This is a genomic window from Pseudomonas mangiferae, from assembly GCF_007109405.1.
Lineage (GTDB): Bacteria > Pseudomonadota > Gammaproteobacteria > Pseudomonadales > Pseudomonadaceae > Pseudomonas_T > Pseudomonas_T mangiferae.
This window is the reverse complement of the sequence record NZ_VJOY01000010.1, coordinates 50,832-65,822: the sequence shown is the minus strand read 5'-3', so window position 1 is coordinate 65,822 and position 14,991 is coordinate 50,832. Positions and strand designations below refer to the sequence as shown.

Below are 14,991 nucleotides of genomic sequence, written 5' to 3'. Positions count from 1 at the left end.
AACGAATGCCGCAGGCGACGCATCGTAAATTCCATGGAGACACGGAGTAGATGCCATGAGCCAGAAAGCGCTGTATGAAATCCAGTACAAACTGCTGGGCGAGCCCCATGCCGACCTGATCACCGACCTCAACGTGCCCGTCATCGACGTGGTTCAGGAATTGGCCCGCAAACACAACGTGGCCGTGAACGACGACAACGCGGTGGCGGTGGACGAGGGCGTGCCTCTGGTCGTGCCGATCACCGACGTGCACATCCATAGCGTCAGCGCCGACGATGTAGCGGACGGATCGCACTGATCCCTTCAGCGGCCCGTCAGGCCCCGCCCGGGGCCCGGGCCGCGGAGCCTCGCTCCAGGCACTTGCCTCTCTGAGGGGTGATGCCCGTAGACATTTCTCGTTCCGCCCTCCCGGCCTGCTGGCACACGGTTTTCTCATCACCTTCCTAAATACGCCGCCGCGGCATTCGTCCCGACCCTGACACTTGCGTTCCGGGGAGGCCCCATGTCGTTCGCCACCACCGTCACCGCGGGCCTGCGCGCCTTGGCCGGGCAGGCCCGCCCGGACGAGCCGGGCTACCGCGTCTTCAACGTCGCGCTGAAACGGCGCATCACCCTGTCCCCCTGCCTGAGTCGGCTGGTCTTCGGCGGGCCGGACGTGGCCCGCATGCGCACCCTGGCGCCGGACCAGCGCATCAAGGTGCTGTTCCCCGGCCCGGATGGTCTGGCGCCGACGGTGCCGGACCTGCCCGACTGGTATGCCACCTACCGGACCCTGGACCCCGCCACGCGCCCACCGATGCGGACCTACACCCTGCGCCAGCTGCGGGTCGAGGCCGAGGAAGTGGACGTGGAATTCGTCCTCCACGGCGAGACCGGCCCGGCCTCCGCCTGGGCCACCCACGCGCGGGTCGGCGACCGCGTGCAGCTGGTGGCGCCCAACCGTGCCCACGCCGGCGACCCCGGCGGCTACGAATGGAAGCCGCCCCAGGTGCTGAGCGACGTGGTGCTGATCGCCGACGAAACCGCGGTGCCCGCCGCGGTCGGCATCCTGGAGGACCTTGCCAGCCGCCGCGATCCGCCACGGGTCCAGGCGTTCTTCGAGATGCCCGCCGCCGAGGATCGCTTCCCCCTGACGGCAGGCCCCTGGGCCTCGGTGGAGTGGCTATCGCGGGACGAAGGCCGGGTTGCCCATGGCGCGCGGATGATCGAGGCCGCCCGGGAACGGGCGCGCTGGCCGACCGAGGGTGCGGCGAAGGCGCGCCCGCCCAAAGACATCGACCTGGACCGCACGCTGCTATGGGAAACCGCGAGCCGCGCCGACCGCGGCACCTACACCTGGGTCGCCGGGGAGTCGGCCGCGGTCATGGCGATCCGGCGCCACCTGGTGGGCGAGCGCGGGCTGGACAAGCGTTCCTGCAGCTTCATGGGCTATTGGCGCCACGGCAAGCGGAACGACTGAGGCCTGCCGTCGTCGGACAGAGTACGGGCCACCGAAGGCCCTGCGGACGAGCGGAGGTAAGGTCCCCATGGCCGGAGGCTGGAGCACCGACGGTGCGGTGCAAGAACAGATCGACAGCACCTTGGACGACGCGGTCCAGCGCGCCCGCAGCCAGCTCCCGCGCGGCGAGAGCCTGACCCACTGCGAGGAATGCGAGGCCCCGATCCCCGAGGCGCGGCGCAAGGCCCTGCCAGGGGTGAAGCTGTGCGTGGCCTGCCAGGCCGCCCACGACAAGGAGCAGGCGGCGTTCAGCGGCTACAACCGTCGAGGCAGCAAGGACAGCCAGCTGCGCTGATCCTTGAGCCTTCCACCCGGCGCTCGACCGCCACGACCTATCGCACTGCCCCTCAGAACAGGAAGTACCGCTGCGCCATGGGCAGCACGTCGGCCGGCTCGCACCAGAGCAACTGGCCGTCCGCGCGCACTTGGTAGTTCTGCGGGTCCACCTCGATGGTGGGCAGGTAGCCATTGTGGATCAGGTCGCTTTTCTGCGCCGTGCGGCAGCCCTTCACCACGCCGATGCGCTTCCTCAGCCCCAGTCGCTCGGGCACGCCGGCCTCGAAGGCGGCCTGGCTGATGAAGGTCAGGCTGGTGGCGTGGCGCATTCCAGCGTAGCTGCCGAACATCGGCCGGTAGTGCACGGGCTGCGGGGTGGGAATGGAGGCGTTGGCATCCCCCATCAGGCTCGCGGCGATGGCGCCGCCCTTGAGGATCAGGGTCGGTTTCACGCCGAAGAACGCCGGGCGCCAGAGCACCAGGTCGGCGAACTTGCCCACCTCGATAGAGCCCACCTCGTGACTGATCCCGTGGGTGATGGCGGGGTTGATGGTGTACTTGGCGATGTAGCGCTTGACCCGGAAGTTGTCGTGGCCGGCGCGATCCTCGGGCAGCGGGCCGCGCTGCTTCTTCATCTTGTCGGCGGTCTGCCAGGTGCGGGTGATGACCTCGCCGACGCGGCCCATGGCCTGGCTGTCGGAGCTGATCATGGCGAAGGCGCCCAGGTCGTGAAGGATGTCCTCGGCGGCGATGGTCTCGCGACGGATGCGGCTTTCGGCGAAGGCCACGTCCTCGGCGATGCTGGGGTCCAGGTGATGGCAGACCATGAGCATGTCCAAGTGCTCGTCGATGGTGTTCTTGGTGAAGGGCCGGGTCGGGTTGGTGGAGCTGGGCAGCACGTTGGGAAAGCCGCAGGCCTTGATGATGTCCGGTGCGTGGCCACCCCCGGCACCCTCGGTGTGATAGGTGTGGATGGTGCGGCCCTTGAAGGCGCCCAGGGTGGTCTCGACGAAGCCTGACTCGTTGAGGGTGTCGGTGTGGATGGCCACCTGGATGTCGAAGCGGTCGGCCACCGCCAGGCAGTTGTCGATGGCGGCGGGGGTGGTGCCCCAGTCCTCGTGCAGCTTGAGGCCGATGGCCCCGGCGCGGATCTGCTCTTCCAGGGGCTCCGGCAGGCTGGCATTGCCCTTGCCGGTGAAGCCGATGTTCATGGGAAAGGCGTCGGCGGCCATGAGCATCTGCGCCATGTGCCAGGGGCCGGGGGTCACGGTGGTGGCATAGGTGCCGGTGGCCGGGCCGGTGCCGCCGCCGATCATGGTGGTGGTGCCGCTCATGAGCGCCTCTTCGATCTGCTGCGGGCAAATGAAGTGAATGTGGGAGTCGATGCCGCCGGCGGTGAGGATCATGCCTTCCCCGGCGATCACCTCGGTGGCGGCGCCCACCGGCACGCTGACCTCGGGCTGGATGTCGGGGTTGCCGGCCTTGCCGATGGCCTGGATGCGACCATCTTTCAGGCCCACGTCGGCCTTGACGATGCCCCAGTGGTCGACGATCAAGGCATTGGTGATCACCGTGTCCGCCACCTCGGCGGCCAGTCGCTGGCCCTGGCCCATGCCGTCCCGGATCACCTTGCCGCCGCCGAACTTCACCTCTTCGCCGTACACCGTGAAATCCCGCTCCACCTCGATCCACAGGTCGGTATCGGCCAGGCGAACCCGGTCGCCGGTGGTGGGGCCGAACATGTCGGCGTAGGCGCGGCGGGAAATCTTCATCGGTTCGATCCTTCCTGTGGGGCCGTGTGGTTCGGGGGTTGGGGGTGTGGGGACGTCAGTGGTTGGTTGTGTCCAAAATCAGGACGATGCGGCTTAACCGTTCAAATTCATATGTTCCGGCTGCAGGGGCCTGACGCTGGGTCCTGCTCCTGGTTGGGTGCCGGTGCCGCTGGTGGAAAAGCCTTCGGCGTTTTCCACCCTACGGGACGTGGACCGAGGTGACCGGTGCGTGTAGCGGCTTACCTCGTCGTAGGGTGGACAAGCACTGCTTGTCCACCGGCGCTCGGTTGGCGTCGGCACGGCGGTTGTGTGGTGGAAAAGCCTTTGGCGTTTTCCACCCTACGGGGCGTGGGCGGTGGTGAACCGGTGCGTGTAGCGGCTTACCTCGTCGTAGGGTGGACAAGCACTGCTTGTCCACCGGCTCTCGGTTGGTGTCGGCACGGCTGTTGTGTGGTGGAAAAGCCGTTGGCGTTTTCATCCCTCCAGGCCTAGAGCGGGCCCATGACCCTGCCTGCGAAGCCGTACACGCGTCGGTCGCCGGCAAGTTCCACCAGGTCCACTTCCCGGCGCTGGCCGGGCTCGAAGCGCACCGCCGTGCCCGCCGGGATGTTCAGGCGCATGCCGCGGGTGGCGGCGCGGTCGAACAGCAGGGCGTCGTTGGTCTCGAAGAAGTGGTAGTGGGAGCCGACCTGGATCGGCCGGTCGCCGCTGTTGGCGACGCTCAGCCGCAGGGTGCGGCGGCCGACGTTGAGTTCGATGTCGCCGTCCGCGACCTGGTATTCGCCGGGAATCATGCGGGGCTCCTGAGGCGCTTGTAGTAGAGCGCGGTGGGGTGGTAACGGCCGTCCGGGGCGGCGGCGTAGTCGGGAATCTCGCCGGCTCGTTGGTAGCCAAGGGCCTGGTAGAGGTGCTCGGCCTCGGAGCCGGCCAGGGTATCGAGGAACAGCAGGCCGCGGCCCAGGTCGAGGGCCGCCTGTTCCAGCGCGGCCATCAGCTGCCGGGCGAGGCCGCGGCGACGGGCGACACGGGCCACCAGCAGCTTCTGCACCTCGGCGCGGTTGAGCCCGTTGGGCTTGCTGGCGAGGGCCAGTTGCACGCTGCCGAGCACGACGCCGTCCTCCAGCGCCACCCACAGGCGCAATTGCCCGCTGGCCAGGCCGGCGGCCACCTCCGACCAGTAGGCGTCGAGTTGCGCCTCGGGCGGGTCGTTCAGGAAACCCACGGAGGCGCCACCCGCCACGCTGTCCCGCAGCAGCGCCTGCAGGCCGGCGCGGTATTCGGGAAAGTGGGCAGGCGTCACCGCCCGTAGGCGCAGGGCGCCATGGGCGGTCGTGGCAGCGTCGGGGGACATGGCAACTCTCAAGCGATGGGCTGGTGCACGGTCACCAGCTTGGTGCCGTCGGGGAAGGTGGCTTCCACTTGGATGTCCGGGATCATGTCCGGCACGCCCTCCATGACCTGGTCCCGGTCCAGCAGGGTGGTGCCGTAGTGCATCAGTTCGGCCACGCTGCGCCCGTCCCGGGCGCCTTCCAGGATCGCCGCGGAGATCAGCGCCACGGCTTCCGGGTGGTTGAGTTTCACGCCGCGGGCGAGGCGGCGCTCGGCCACCAGGCCAGCGGTGAAGATCAGCAGCTTGTCTTTTTCGCGGGGGGTCAGGTCCATGGTCCGTCTCAGGTGGTCCAGATGCGGGGCGGTCGGGCGTCGCGGCCCAGCAGGGCCGGGCGCAACAGGTGCCAGAGGTCGATCAGCCAGGCGCGGGCGTCCAAGGCCTCGGCGGCGAGGCAGCGGGCGACCACCAGGCCCGGCAGTTGGCTGAGGTCGCCCCGCAGGCCGGCCCGGTTTTCGCCAAGGGCCCGGCACTGGTCGAGTTGTTCGGGGCTGGCCTCGCCGGTGGCCAGCAGGGTGGCGAACACCGGCTGGCCGTCGAGGCCGATGGGGGCGTCCAGCAGGCCGTCGCCGCCCACCAAACGCTGGCGTTCGTGCCAGAGCAGGTGGCCGTCACGGCGGATGTCCAGCGCGGCGCGGACGTCGCCGTCGGTGAAGCGCTCGCCGCTGGCGGGGCGGCCCAGGGCGACGATGTCCCAGTACAACAGCCGGGCGTCCGCGGCCAGGTCGATGCGGGTCTCCAGGCGCGCCTGGGCGCCGGAGAACACGATGGTTTCCTGGGGCAGCCATTCCAGGGTGGCGCCGGCCTCGACCCGCAGGGCGAGGTGCTGCCGGGCGGGCTGGTCGGCGCGGTACCACTTGGCCGCCCCCGGGCTGGTCAGCTGGGCCCAGGCGCTGTCGCCGACGCGGATGTCCAGGTCGAGGCTGTCGCCCCCGGCGATGCCGCCCGGCGGGTGTACGACGATGTGCTGGCAGACGCCGGGGCCCTCGGGGTACAGGTGCCGCTGCACCCGCAGCGGCCCGAGGTGACGGCGGGTGACCGGGCGCGTGGCCTCGCCAACGCGGGCGTAGGCCAGTTCCAGCTCGGCCTGCCAGGCGGGATGGAACGTCGCCGGTACGGGAGCGACGGCAGAGGCGGGCAGGCAGGCGTTCACGCCAGGACCTTGCGCAGGTACACCCGCGGGAAGCCGTCTTCCACCCGCCGGGCATATTCCACGTAGCCGGCGCGCTCGTAGCGGGCGATGTTCTCCCGCATCCGCTCGTGGGTGTACAGGTAGAGCGAGGCATGGCCCTGGTCGCGGGCGTGGCGCTCGGCGCTGTTGAGCAGGAAATGGCCGATGCCGCGGTTCTGGAAGGTGGGCGCCACCGCCATGTTTTCCAGCAGCAGGCCCTCGTCGGTGGTGCGCAGTACCAGGACCCCGGCCAGTTGGCCGCCCCATTCCGCCAGGTAGACCCCGCCGCCGGCAATGACCTGGCCGTAGTCCTGGGTCATGGGACCTGGCTCCCGGCCGATTCGCGCGACCCACGGGGCGTAGGCGGCCCGGACGCAGGCGGTGACGCGGGCGGCGTCCGCCGGGGTGGCGTTGCGGAGAGTGATGGCCATGCGCTGCGATCCTGACAGAGAAAAAGCGTGTCCGCCGCTTCCGGCCTCGTGCCGGAGGAATCGCTCGGAATGCTGCTCCCGGTGCGATGAATTGTCTACAAAATCATTTCAAATTGTTGCGAGGCGAGAGGCTCGTACCCAGGCAGCGCAGCAAGAGGCGTGCCGGGGTTGGACACGAGGGAAGGAGCGGTATCGCGCAGGATCGGGTCGCAGCGGCATGCGCCGTGGTGCACGGGCTGTCGACCGTGCCCCACGGTGGGGCGCGCCAGGGGTCAGCTGGCCAGCAGGTAGTTGCGGATGCCGGTGAAGATGATCTGGGCGGCCAGGGCGCAGACGAACAGTCCCATCAGGCGGCTGACGATTTGTAGCCCCTGCTCCTTGAGCAGGCGTTCGAAGCGGTCGGAGAGGTACAACACCAGGCCCACGGTGAGGCTGGCGAAGACGATCGCGGCCACTGCCAGGGCCTTGTCGTTCCAGTGGGGCTGGGTGGCACCCATCACCAACATGGCGCCGATGGTGCCGGGCCCCACCGTGAGCGGGATGGTCAGGGGGACGATGGTCACGTCCTGGTGCAGGTTGTCCGCCTGCACCGTGGGCTTGCCCTGGGCCATGCCCAGAGCGGAGATAAACAGCACGCTGCCCGCGCCGATGCGGAATGCGTCGATGGTGATGCCGAAGACGCTGAAGATGCCCTGGCCGAACAGATAGAGCAGCAGGCTGGAGACCAGGGTCCCGATGGCCACCTTCCAGGCCAGCCGCTTGCGTTCCTTCACCGTGTAGCCGCGGGTCATGCCGATGAAGCAGGAGAGCACGAAGAACGGGCTGTAGAGCACCAGCATTTTCAGGTACAGGCTGAACAGCATCGAATGCATGGACGGACGCTCGCGGGGACGGTGCGGGCCATTGTAGGAGGATTGGCGGGTGCCGTCGCGGGACGGCCGGGGCTCAGGTGGGCAGGGGGTCGCTGGCGCTGGGTACGCGACGGGCTTCCTTCTGCGCCACCCAGTACTCGATCAGTTCCCGCAGCTGGGACAGTTCCACCGGCTTGGACATGTGGCCGTCCATGCCCACTTCCCGGGTGCGTTCCTTGTGCTCAGAGAGGATGTGGGCGGTGAGGGCCACCACCGGCGTGCGCCGGCGCTGCTCCTCGGCTTCCCATTCGCGCAGCCGCTCGGTGGCGGTGAAGCCGTCGAGGATCGGCATCTCGCAGTCCATCAGCACCAGGTCGTAGGCGGTGGCCTTCATCGCCTCCAGGGCTTCCTCGCCGTTGCTGGCGGTGTCCGGCTGCAGGCTCAGCTTGCTCAGCATGCCGCGGATCACCTTGGTGGAAATGCTGTTGTCCTCGGCCACCAGGATGCGGAAGTCCGGCGGCACGCTCAGGGGCGTACTCACCACCGGCTGGGCGACTCGCGCGGTGCCACCGTTCTTGCGCTGCGCCAGTTCGTCGGCGAGGGTGGTCTTGAGGGTATAGCCGGCCACCGGCTTGGCGAGGATGCGCTTGATCCCGGCGTTGCGCGCCACCACCTTGCCCGGGGCGTTGCTGATCCCGGTGAGCATGATCAGCAGGATGTCGTGGTTGAGGCTGGGGTCTTCCTTCACCCGGGTGGCCAGCTGCATGCCGGTCATGCCGGGCATGTCCTGATCCAGCAGCACCACATCGAAGTATTCCCGCAGGTGCGCCTTGGTGCGCAGCAGCGCCAGTGCTTCCTTGCCCGAGGACACCGCGCTCACCTGCACGCCCCAGGCGTTGCATTGTTGCACCAGCACCTTGCGGCAGGTCTCGTTGTCGTCCACCACCAGCAGCCGCGTGCCCTGCAGCGGGCTATCCAGGTCGGCGGTGGGGTGTTCCAGGCGCTCGCTGTCCAGGGGCAGGCTCAGCCACAGGGTGGAGCCCAGGGAGCCGTTGGTCTGGATGCCGAACTCCCCGTGCATCAGCCGCACCAGTTGGCGGGCGATGATCAGCCCGAGGCGACCGCCCAGCTTGGTGGCGGCGAGGAAGTCCTTGCTGTGTAGCTCGGCGTTGAGCAGGGCGTCGCGCTCCCCGGGGAGCATCGGCTGGCCGCTGTCCTGCACCGCGATGCGCAGGCGCGACTGCGGGCCGGTGCCGGACTCCAGGGCCACCACCAGCAGGATCTCGCCCTCGTCGGTCTGCTTGAACGCGTTGTCCAGCAGGCTCAGCACCGCCTGGCGCAGGCGCGTCGGGTCGCCACTGATGACCCGCGGCACCTGGGGCTGCATGAAGCTGATCAGCTCCACTTTCTGTTGCTCGGCCTTGGCGCGGAAGATGTCCAGGCAGTCCTCGATCAGGCCGTTGAGGTCGAACTGCACATCGTCCAGCTCGATCTGCCCGGACTCCAGCTTGGAGATGTCGAGGATTTCGTTGATCAGGGTGAGCAGCTCGTTGCCGGCGCTGTGGATGGTCTGCACGTAGTCCCGCTGCTTGGTGGACAGCTGGGTGCCCAGAAGCAGCTCGGTCATCCCCAGCACGCCGTTCATGGGGGTGCGGATTTCATGGCTGATCTTCGCCAGGAAGTCCGCCTTGGCCTTGAGCTCGGCGGAGCTGGCGGCCAGTTCGCGGCTGGCACTGAAGCGCTCCTGGACGATGCGCCGCTGGCGCTCGCTCAGGGCCAGGCTCATGAGGAAACCGCTCACCACGCAGGCGCTGAGCAGGCCGAAGGCCAACCACTCCGGCTGCGCCTTCCAGTAGCCGAACAGCGCCGGCAGGGCGCCGAACACGCTGGCGCAGAACAGCGTCATGGCCAGGCAGAACAGCCGCGCCGGGGTGTAGCCGCGCCGCCATTGGCGCAGCGCCACCAGCAGGATGCTCAGGCCGGTCACCGCGGCCAAGAGGTAGACCAGTTGGGTGGTACGCAGCCCGGTGCCCAGCAGCAGCACCGCGCCCACCAGGGCCGCCACCAGCAGCTCGCCAGCCAGCAACCGCGCCAGGCTGCCCTTGGCGGTCTCGGTGTCGAAGAAGCTGACGGTGAAGCCCATGGCGCAGACGATGGACAGCAGGATCGCCAGATGGGTGATGTGGGGCTGCAGCATCTGCCAGTTGCCCAGCCAGGGCGACAGCACCCCCAGCATGCTCAGCGCGGCGGCCATCAGGCAGCCCTGGATGCCCACCAGCCAGAGGCCGCTGCTGGCACGGGCCCGGCTGAAGCGGAACAGGTTGTAGACCATCAGCATGCCGATGGCCCCCAGCAGCAGGCCGAACAGCAGCGAGCGGCTGTCGTTGGCGGCGAGTTCGGTGGCCGGCTGCAGGCTGAGGCCGGGCCGTAGCGGTTGCTCCGAGGCCAGGCGCAGGTAGACGTCCAGCAGCGCTTCGGAGGGCGGCAGCGGCAGGAGGAAATCGCGGCTGGGGAGCGGGCGGCTGGCGAACGGCAGGCGGCTGCCGGTGTGGGTCTGCTCCAGCAGCTCCTCGCCGCGCATCACGTAGAGATCGACGTAGGCCAGGTAGGGGGCGAACAGCCGCAGGACCTGCTCGCGGTCCTGGGGAGGAAGGCGGTAGTGCAGCCACAGCGCCTGCTTGCCGCCGGCGAGGTAGAGCTGGTCGAGGCCGACGGGAGCGAACTGGGACTGGTAGCGGGCGGTGCGGATGTCGGCGAGCCGCAGGCTGCCGTCGTGGTCGATCAGCAGTTCCCAGGGCGGGTGGTCGGCGGCGTGTGCCGGTGCCAGGCAAACGAGCGTGGCCAGCATGGCACTGACGAGAAAACCGATGGCAATCCTGAGCCGACGCACGAGCAAGTCCCTTCAGGTGAGTGGCCGGATTATAGCCAAGCCATTCGCACGGAGAATATGTCAAAGGCGGCCGGCGCTTCCGGCGGGCGGCACGGGCGTCCGGCTATCGCCACACAGTGCCCGATGTGGCGAACGCCGGGAAGGGGTTTACCCGATCTTTACGATGAAATCCCCCTCCCGGCGCGTGCCGCTCAGCGGTCGTCCCGCTCGCGTGCGATGGCCCGGTAGCCGATGTCGCTGCGGTAGAACATGCCGTCCCAACCGATCTGCTCGGCCACGCGGTAGGCCTGCTGCTGGGCACTGGACACGCTCGGGCCGATGGCCGTGGCGCACAGCACGCGGCCGCCGCTGGTGACGACCTGGCCGTCCTTCAGCGCGGTGCCTGCATGGAACACCTTGCCGTCGATCTTCGCCGCTGCGTCCAGGCCGGAGATCACCGCCCCCTTGGCGTAGTCGCCGGGATAACCGCCGGCAGCGAGCACCACGCCCACGGTCGGGCGCGGGTCCCACTGGGCCTCGACCTTGTCCAGCGCCTTCGCCAGGGCGGCCTCCACCAGCAGCACCAGGCTCGATTGCAGGCGCAGCATCACCGGCTGGGTTTCCGGGTCGCCGAAGCGGCAATTGAATTCGATGACCTTGGGCGCGCCCTGGGCGTCGATCATCAGGCCGGCGTAGAGGAAGCCGGTGTAGGTGTTGCCCTCGGCGGCCATGCCGCGGACCGTCGGCCAGATCACCTCGTCCATCACCCGCTGGTGCACCGCAGGGGTGACCACCGGGGCCGGCGAGTAGGCGCCCATGCCGCCGGTGTTGGGGCCGCTGTCGCCGTCGCCGACGCGCTTGTGGTCCTGGCTGGTGGCCATGGGCAGGACGTTCTCGCCGTCCACCATGACGATGAAGCTGGCTTCCTCGCCGTCCAGGAATTCCTCGATAACCACCCGCGAGCCCGCGTCGCCAAAGGCATTGCCGGCCAGCATGTCGCGCACCGCGTCCTCGGCTTCGGCCAGGGCCATGGCGACGATCACGCCCTTGCCGGCGGCCAGGCCATCCGCCTTGATGACGATGGGCGCACCCTGCTCGCGCAGGTAGGCGAGGGCCGGCTCCACCTCGGTGAAGTTGCGGTAGGCCGCGGTGGGGATGGCGTGGCGGGCCAGGAAATCCTTGGTAAAGGCCTTGGAGCCTTCCAGCTGGGCGGCGCCGGCGGTGGGACCGAAGCAGTCCAGACCGCGCGACCGGAACAAGTCGACCACGCCCTTCACCAGCGGCGCCTCGGGGCCGACGATGGTCAGCTGCACGTGTTGCGCGGCGAAGTCGGCCAACTGCTCGAGGGCCAGTACGTCGATGGCCACGTTCTCGCACTTGGGCTCGGTGGCGGTGCCGGCGTTGCCGGGGGCGACGAAGACCTTCTCGACGCGCGGGTCCTGGGCCACTTTCCAGGCCAGGGCGTGTTCGCGGCCACCGCTGCCGATGATGAGTACGTTCATTGTGTTCTCCTTGAGGAGGCGGGCTGTCTGCCCGAACGGTGGATGACGGGTGCGTCATCCACCCTACGAAGCTGCGGATCGTCTACGACGGGTTTCGGGGGCGCTGGGGAGGGCCGGCGCAAGGCTCCAGCCCGGGCGGCGCGGCCTTCTAGCCACGAGCCGCTGGGCCAGGCGCCGCCGCAGATTCCCGCTTAGCGCGCCCGTATCACTCAGTGGCGGAAATGACGCATCCCGGTGAACACCATGGCGATATCCGCCTCGTCTGCCGCGGCGATCACTTCGTTGTCGCGCATCGAACCGCCGGGCTGGATCACTGCGGTGATGCCTGCCTGGGCGGCGTTGTCGATACCGTCGCGGAACGGGAAGAAGGCATCAGAGGCCATTACCGCGCCCTTCACCTCGAGGCCCGCGTGCTCGGCCTTGATGGCGGCGATGCGCGCGGAGTTGACCCGGCTCATCTGGCCGGCACCGACGCCCACGGTCTGGCGGTTTCGGGCGTAGACGATGGCGTTGGACTTGACGAACTTCGCCACTTTCCAGGCGAACACCAGGTCGTGGATTTCCTGCTCGGTGGGCGCGCGCTTGGTCACCACCTTGAGGTCCGCCTCGGTGATCATGCCGGTGTCGCGGCTCTGCACCAGCAGGCCGCCATTGACCCGCTTGAAGTCCCAGCCCGCGGCGCGTTCGGCCAGCCACTCGCCGCATTCCAGCAGGCGTACGTTGGCCTTGGCGGCCACCACTTCGCGAGCCTCGGCGGAGACTTTCGGGGCGATGATCACTTCGACGAACTGGCGCTCGACGATGGCCCGGGCGGTCTCGCCGTCCAGCTCGCGGTTGAAGGCGATGATGCCGCCGAACGCCGACTCGCTGTCGGTGGCATAGGCCAGGTCGTAGGCCTTGCGGATGCCGCCGTCCTGCTCCGGCACCACGGCGACGCCGCAGGGGTTGGCGTGCTTGACGATGACGCAGGCCGGCTTGACGAAGCTCTTCACGCATTCCAGGGCGGCGTCGGTGTCGGCGACGTTATTGAAGGACAGTTCCTTGCCCTGCAACTGCACAGCGGTGGACACGCTGGCCTCACCCGTGCGTGCCTCCACGTAGAACGCCGCCTGCTGGTGCGGGTTCTCGCCGTAGCGCATTTCCTGGGCCTTGACGAACTGGGTGTTGAAGGTTCGCGGGAAGGCGCCGCGCTCGGCGGTGCCCAGAGTGTCGCGAGCCTGGTCGATGGTGCCCAGGTAGTTGGCGATCATGCCGTCGTAGGCGGCGGTGTGCTCGAAGGCCTTGAGCGCCAGGTCGAAGCGCTGGGCGTAGGTCAGGCCACCCGCCTGCAGGCTGGCGATGACGTCGGCGTAATCGCCAGTGTTGACCACGATGGCGACGTCCTTGTGGTTCTTCGCCGCCGACCGGACCATGGTCGGGCCGCCGATGTCGATGTTCTCGATGGCGCTGGCCAGGTCGCAGTCGGGGCGGGTCACCGTGGCCTCGAAGGGATAGAGGTTGACCGCTACCAGGTCGATGGGGGCGATGCCGTGCCGGGCCATGACCTCGCCGTCCTGATCGCGGCGGCCGAGGATGCCGCCGTGGATCTTCGGATGCAGGGTCTTCACCCGACCGTCCATCATCTCCGGGAAGCCAGTGTGGTCGGCGACTTCCACCGCGTCGATCGCGTGTTCCCGGAGCAGCTTGTAGGTGCCGCCGGTGGACAGGATTTCCACGCCCAGGGCGCGCAGGGCGCGGGCGAAGTCGAGGACGCCGGTCTTGTCGGAAACGCTGATCAGGGCGCGGCGGACGGGGAGGCGAAGGGTCTGGTCGGTCATTGCAATTCCTAGGGCTGCAGGCTACAGGCCGCGGGCCCCGACCCGGACCGCTCGACGCGCTGCCCCGGTCCGCGGCCCGCCGCCGCGGTTAGAGCAGGTCGTACTGCTTGAGCTTCTTGCGCAGGGTGCCGCGGTTCAGGCCCAGCAGCTCGGAGGCTTTGGTCTGGTTGCCCTTGACGTAGTTCATCACGCTTTCCAGCAGGGGCGCCTCGACTTCGGAGAGCACGAGGTTGTACACGTCGGTCACGTCGGCGCCCTCGAGATGGGCGAAGTAATTGTGCAGCGCCTTCTCCACGCTGCCGCGCAGGGTCCAGCCCTCGGCGCTCGGCGCATTCAGGTGTTGCTTCAGATTGGCGTTGTCGCTCACGGATGCTGCCCCATCAAAAAAATTCTCGCTGATCATCGTCATGCGGCCACCCCTTGGTTGTCATAGCATTCGGCGAAGAACTGCCGGATGCTGGCGTCCTGTGCGTCTTGTTCTTCCAGGCGGTTGAAGCGGGCGCGGAACTCCCTGGCGCCGGGTAGCGTCGCCAAGTACCAGCCGACGTGCTTACGGGCGATCCGCACGCCCATTACGTCGCCATAGAAGTCGTGCAGCGCCGCCAGGTGCTCCAGCAAGATGCCTTCCACTTCCTTCAGTTCCGGCGCCGGCAACTGCTCGCCGGTCGCCAGGTAATGGACGATCTCGCGGAAGATCCACGGTCGTCCTTGTGCCGCGCGGCCGATCAGCAGTCCGTCGGCGCCGGTGGCGGCGAGGACCTGCGCGGCCTTGCGCGGTGAGTCGATGTCGCCGTTGGCGAACACCGGAATCGTCAGCGCCTGCTTGATCGCGGCGATGCTGTCGTACTCCGCCTCCCCGGTGTAGAGGTCGGCGCGGGTCCGGCCATGCACCGCCAGGGCCTGGATGCCCGAGCCCTCGGCGATGCGTGCGACGGCCAGGCCATTGCGGTTCTGCCGGTCCCAGCCGGTGCGGATCTTCAGGGTCACCGGCACGTCCACCGCGCCGACCACCGCTTCGAGGATGTCCGCCACCAGTTTCTCGTCCTTCATCAGGGCCGACCCCGCGGCCTTGTTGCAGACCTTCTTCGCCGGGCAGCCCATGTTGACGTCGATGATCTGCGCGCCCAGGTCGACGTTGGCCCGGGCTGCCTCGGCGAGCATCTGCGGGTCGCCGCCGGCGATCTGCACCGAGCGCGGCTCCGGGTCGCCCGCATGCAGCAGGCGCAGGCTCGACTTGCGGGTGTTCCACAGGCGTACGTCGCTGGTGACCATTTCCGACACCACCAGGCCGGCGCCGAGGCGACGGCAGAGCTGGCGGAACGGACGGTCGGTGACACCCGCCATGGGCGCGAGGATCACCGGATTGGGCAACGCGTAAGGGCCAATGCTTAGCGCCGACATGGGTTTTCCCTGCCTG

The 14,991-nt window shown here is 68.5% G+C and carries 15 protein-coding genes; 3 read left to right on the top strand and 12 right to left on the bottom strand.

Annotated features, from left to right (window positions below):
- Positions 1–55 precede the first annotated feature (55 nt).
- From FM069_RS14560 to FM069_RS14550, 3 genes are all read left to right on the top strand, one after another.
- Positions 56–298 (top strand): hypothetical protein, encoded by a 243-nt coding sequence (locus FM069_RS14560; RefSeq protein WP_143489092.1) that lies wholly within the window; start codon positions 56–58, stop codon positions 296–298.
- A 204-nt stretch (positions 299–502) separates the two neighbouring features.
- Positions 503–1,459, top strand: a complete 957-nt coding sequence (locus tag FM069_RS14555) for a siderophore-interacting protein (protein ID WP_143489091.1) — start codon at positions 503–505, stop codon at positions 1,457–1,459.
- Between the two features lie 67 nt (positions 1,460–1,526).
- Positions 1,527–1,793, top strand: coding sequence for a DksA/TraR family C4-type zinc finger protein (locus tag FM069_RS14550; RefSeq protein WP_143489090.1), 267 nt, complete (start codon positions 1,527–1,529; stop codon positions 1,791–1,793).
- A 52-nt stretch (positions 1,794–1,845) separates the two neighbouring features.
- Here FM069_RS14550 and ureC read toward each other — a convergent pair whose 3' ends face one another.
- From ureC to dusB, 12 genes are all read right to left on the bottom strand, one after another.
- The gene (ureC, locus tag FM069_RS14545; RefSeq protein ID WP_143489089.1) at positions 1,846–3,546 is read right to left on the bottom strand and encodes an urease subunit alpha; all 1,701 of its coding nucleotides are present in this window, start codon (positions 3,544–3,546) and stop codon (positions 1,846–1,848) included.
- Between the two features lie 488 nt (positions 3,547–4,034).
- A complete protein-coding gene (locus FM069_RS14540) occupies positions 4,035–4,340 on the bottom strand; it encodes an urease subunit beta (RefSeq protein ID WP_143489088.1) in 306 nt (101 codons plus the stop codon).
- Positions 4,337–4,897: a GNAT family N-acetyltransferase gene (locus FM069_RS14535; protein ID WP_143489087.1), complete on the bottom strand. Its 561-nt coding sequence runs from the start codon at positions 4,895–4,897 to the stop codon at positions 4,337–4,339. Before FM069_RS14535 ends, FM069_RS14540 begins: the two co-directional genes overlap by 4 nt.
- An 8-nt stretch (positions 4,898–4,905) precedes the next feature.
- Complete coding sequence (locus tag FM069_RS14530; RefSeq protein ID WP_143489086.1) at positions 4,906–5,208, bottom strand: urease subunit gamma; 303 nt, start codon at positions 5,206–5,208, stop codon at positions 4,906–4,908.
- A gap of 8 nt (positions 5,209–5,216) precedes the next feature.
- Entirely contained in the window at positions 5,217–6,086 is an 870-nt protein-coding gene (locus tag FM069_RS14525) for an urease accessory protein UreD (protein ID WP_233282050.1), read from the bottom strand.
- Positions 6,083–6,535 (bottom strand): GNAT family N-acetyltransferase, encoded by a 453-nt coding sequence (locus tag FM069_RS14520; protein ID WP_143489085.1) that lies wholly within the window; start codon positions 6,533–6,535, stop codon positions 6,083–6,085. Before FM069_RS14520 ends, FM069_RS14525 begins: the two co-directional genes overlap by 4 nt.
- A 272-nt stretch (positions 6,536–6,807) precedes the next feature.
- Positions 6,808–7,407, bottom strand: coding sequence for a MarC family protein (locus FM069_RS14515; protein WP_143489084.1), 600 nt, complete (start codon positions 7,405–7,407; stop codon positions 6,808–6,810).
- 73 nt (positions 7,408–7,480) lie between these two features.
- Complete coding sequence (locus FM069_RS14510) at positions 7,481–10,276, bottom strand: hybrid sensor histidine kinase/response regulator (RefSeq protein ID WP_143489083.1); 2,796 nt, start codon at positions 10,274–10,276, stop codon at positions 7,481–7,483.
- 191 nt (positions 10,277–10,467) lie between these two features.
- Positions 10,468–11,757: a phosphoribosylamine--glycine ligase gene (gene purD / locus FM069_RS14505; RefSeq protein ID WP_143489082.1), complete on the bottom strand. Its 1,290-nt coding sequence runs from the start codon at positions 11,755–11,757 to the stop codon at positions 10,468–10,470.
- 209 nt (positions 11,758–11,966) lie between these two features.
- Complete coding sequence (purH, locus tag FM069_RS14500) at positions 11,967–13,574, bottom strand: bifunctional phosphoribosylaminoimidazolecarboxamide formyltransferase/IMP cyclohydrolase (protein WP_143489081.1); 1,608 nt, start codon at positions 13,572–13,574, stop codon at positions 11,967–11,969.
- Between the two features lie 88 nt (positions 13,575–13,662).
- Complete coding sequence (gene fis / locus FM069_RS14495) at positions 13,663–13,983, bottom strand: DNA-binding transcriptional regulator Fis (protein ID WP_143489080.1); 321 nt, start codon at positions 13,981–13,983, stop codon at positions 13,663–13,665.
- Positions 13,980–14,975, bottom strand: a complete 996-nt coding sequence (dusB, locus tag FM069_RS14490) for a tRNA dihydrouridine synthase DusB (protein ID WP_143489079.1) — start codon at positions 14,973–14,975, stop codon at positions 13,980–13,982. Before dusB ends, fis begins: the two co-directional genes overlap by 4 nt.
- Positions 14,976–14,991 lie beyond the last annotated feature (16 nt).

What these genes read in the sequence shown, in the direction of transcription:
- FM069_RS14560 (WP_143489092.1), top strand. Translation starts at nt 56, where the DNA reads ATGAGCCAGAAAGCGCTGTATGAAATCCAGTACAAACTGCTGGGCGAG.
- FM069_RS14555 (WP_143489091.1), top strand. Translation starts at nt 503, where the DNA reads ATGTCGTTCGCCACCACCGTCACCGCGGGCCTGCGCGCCTTGGCCGGG.
- FM069_RS14550 (WP_143489090.1), top strand. Translation starts at nt 1,527, where the DNA reads ATGGCCGGAGGCTGGAGCACCGACGGTGCGGTGCAAGAACAGATCGAC.
- ureC (WP_143489089.1), bottom strand. Translation starts at nt 3,546, where the DNA reads ATGAAGATTTCCCGCCGCGCCTACGCCGACATGTTCGGCCCCACCACC.
- FM069_RS14540 (WP_143489088.1), bottom strand. Translation starts at nt 4,340, where the DNA reads ATGATTCCCGGCGAATACCAGGTCGCGGACGGCGACATCGAACTCAAC.
- FM069_RS14535 (WP_143489087.1), bottom strand. Translation starts at nt 4,897, where the DNA reads ATGTCCCCCGACGCTGCCACGACCGCCCATGGCGCCCTGCGCCTACGG.
- FM069_RS14530 (WP_143489086.1), bottom strand. Translation starts at nt 5,208, where the DNA reads ATGGACCTGACCCCCCGCGAAAAAGACAAGCTGCTGATCTTCACCGCT.
- FM069_RS14520 (WP_143489085.1), bottom strand. Translation starts at nt 6,535, where the DNA reads ATGGCCATCACTCTCCGCAACGCCACCCCGGCGGACGCCGCCCGCGTC.
- FM069_RS14515 (WP_143489084.1), bottom strand. Translation starts at nt 7,407, where the DNA reads ATGCATTCGATGCTGTTCAGCCTGTACCTGAAAATGCTGGTGCTCTAC.
- purD (WP_143489082.1), bottom strand. Translation starts at nt 11,757, where the DNA reads ATGAACGTACTCATCATCGGCAGCGGTGGCCGCGAACACGCCCTGGCC.
- purH (WP_143489081.1), bottom strand. Translation starts at nt 13,574, where the DNA reads ATGACCGACCAGACCCTTCGCCTCCCCGTCCGCCGCGCCCTGATCAGC.
- fis (WP_143489080.1), bottom strand. Translation starts at nt 13,983, where the DNA reads ATGACGATGATCAGCGAGAATTTTTTTGATGGGGCAGCATCCGTGAGC.
- dusB (WP_143489079.1), bottom strand. Translation starts at nt 14,975, where the DNA reads ATGTCGGCGCTAAGCATTGGCCCTTACGCGTTGCCCAATCCGGTGATC.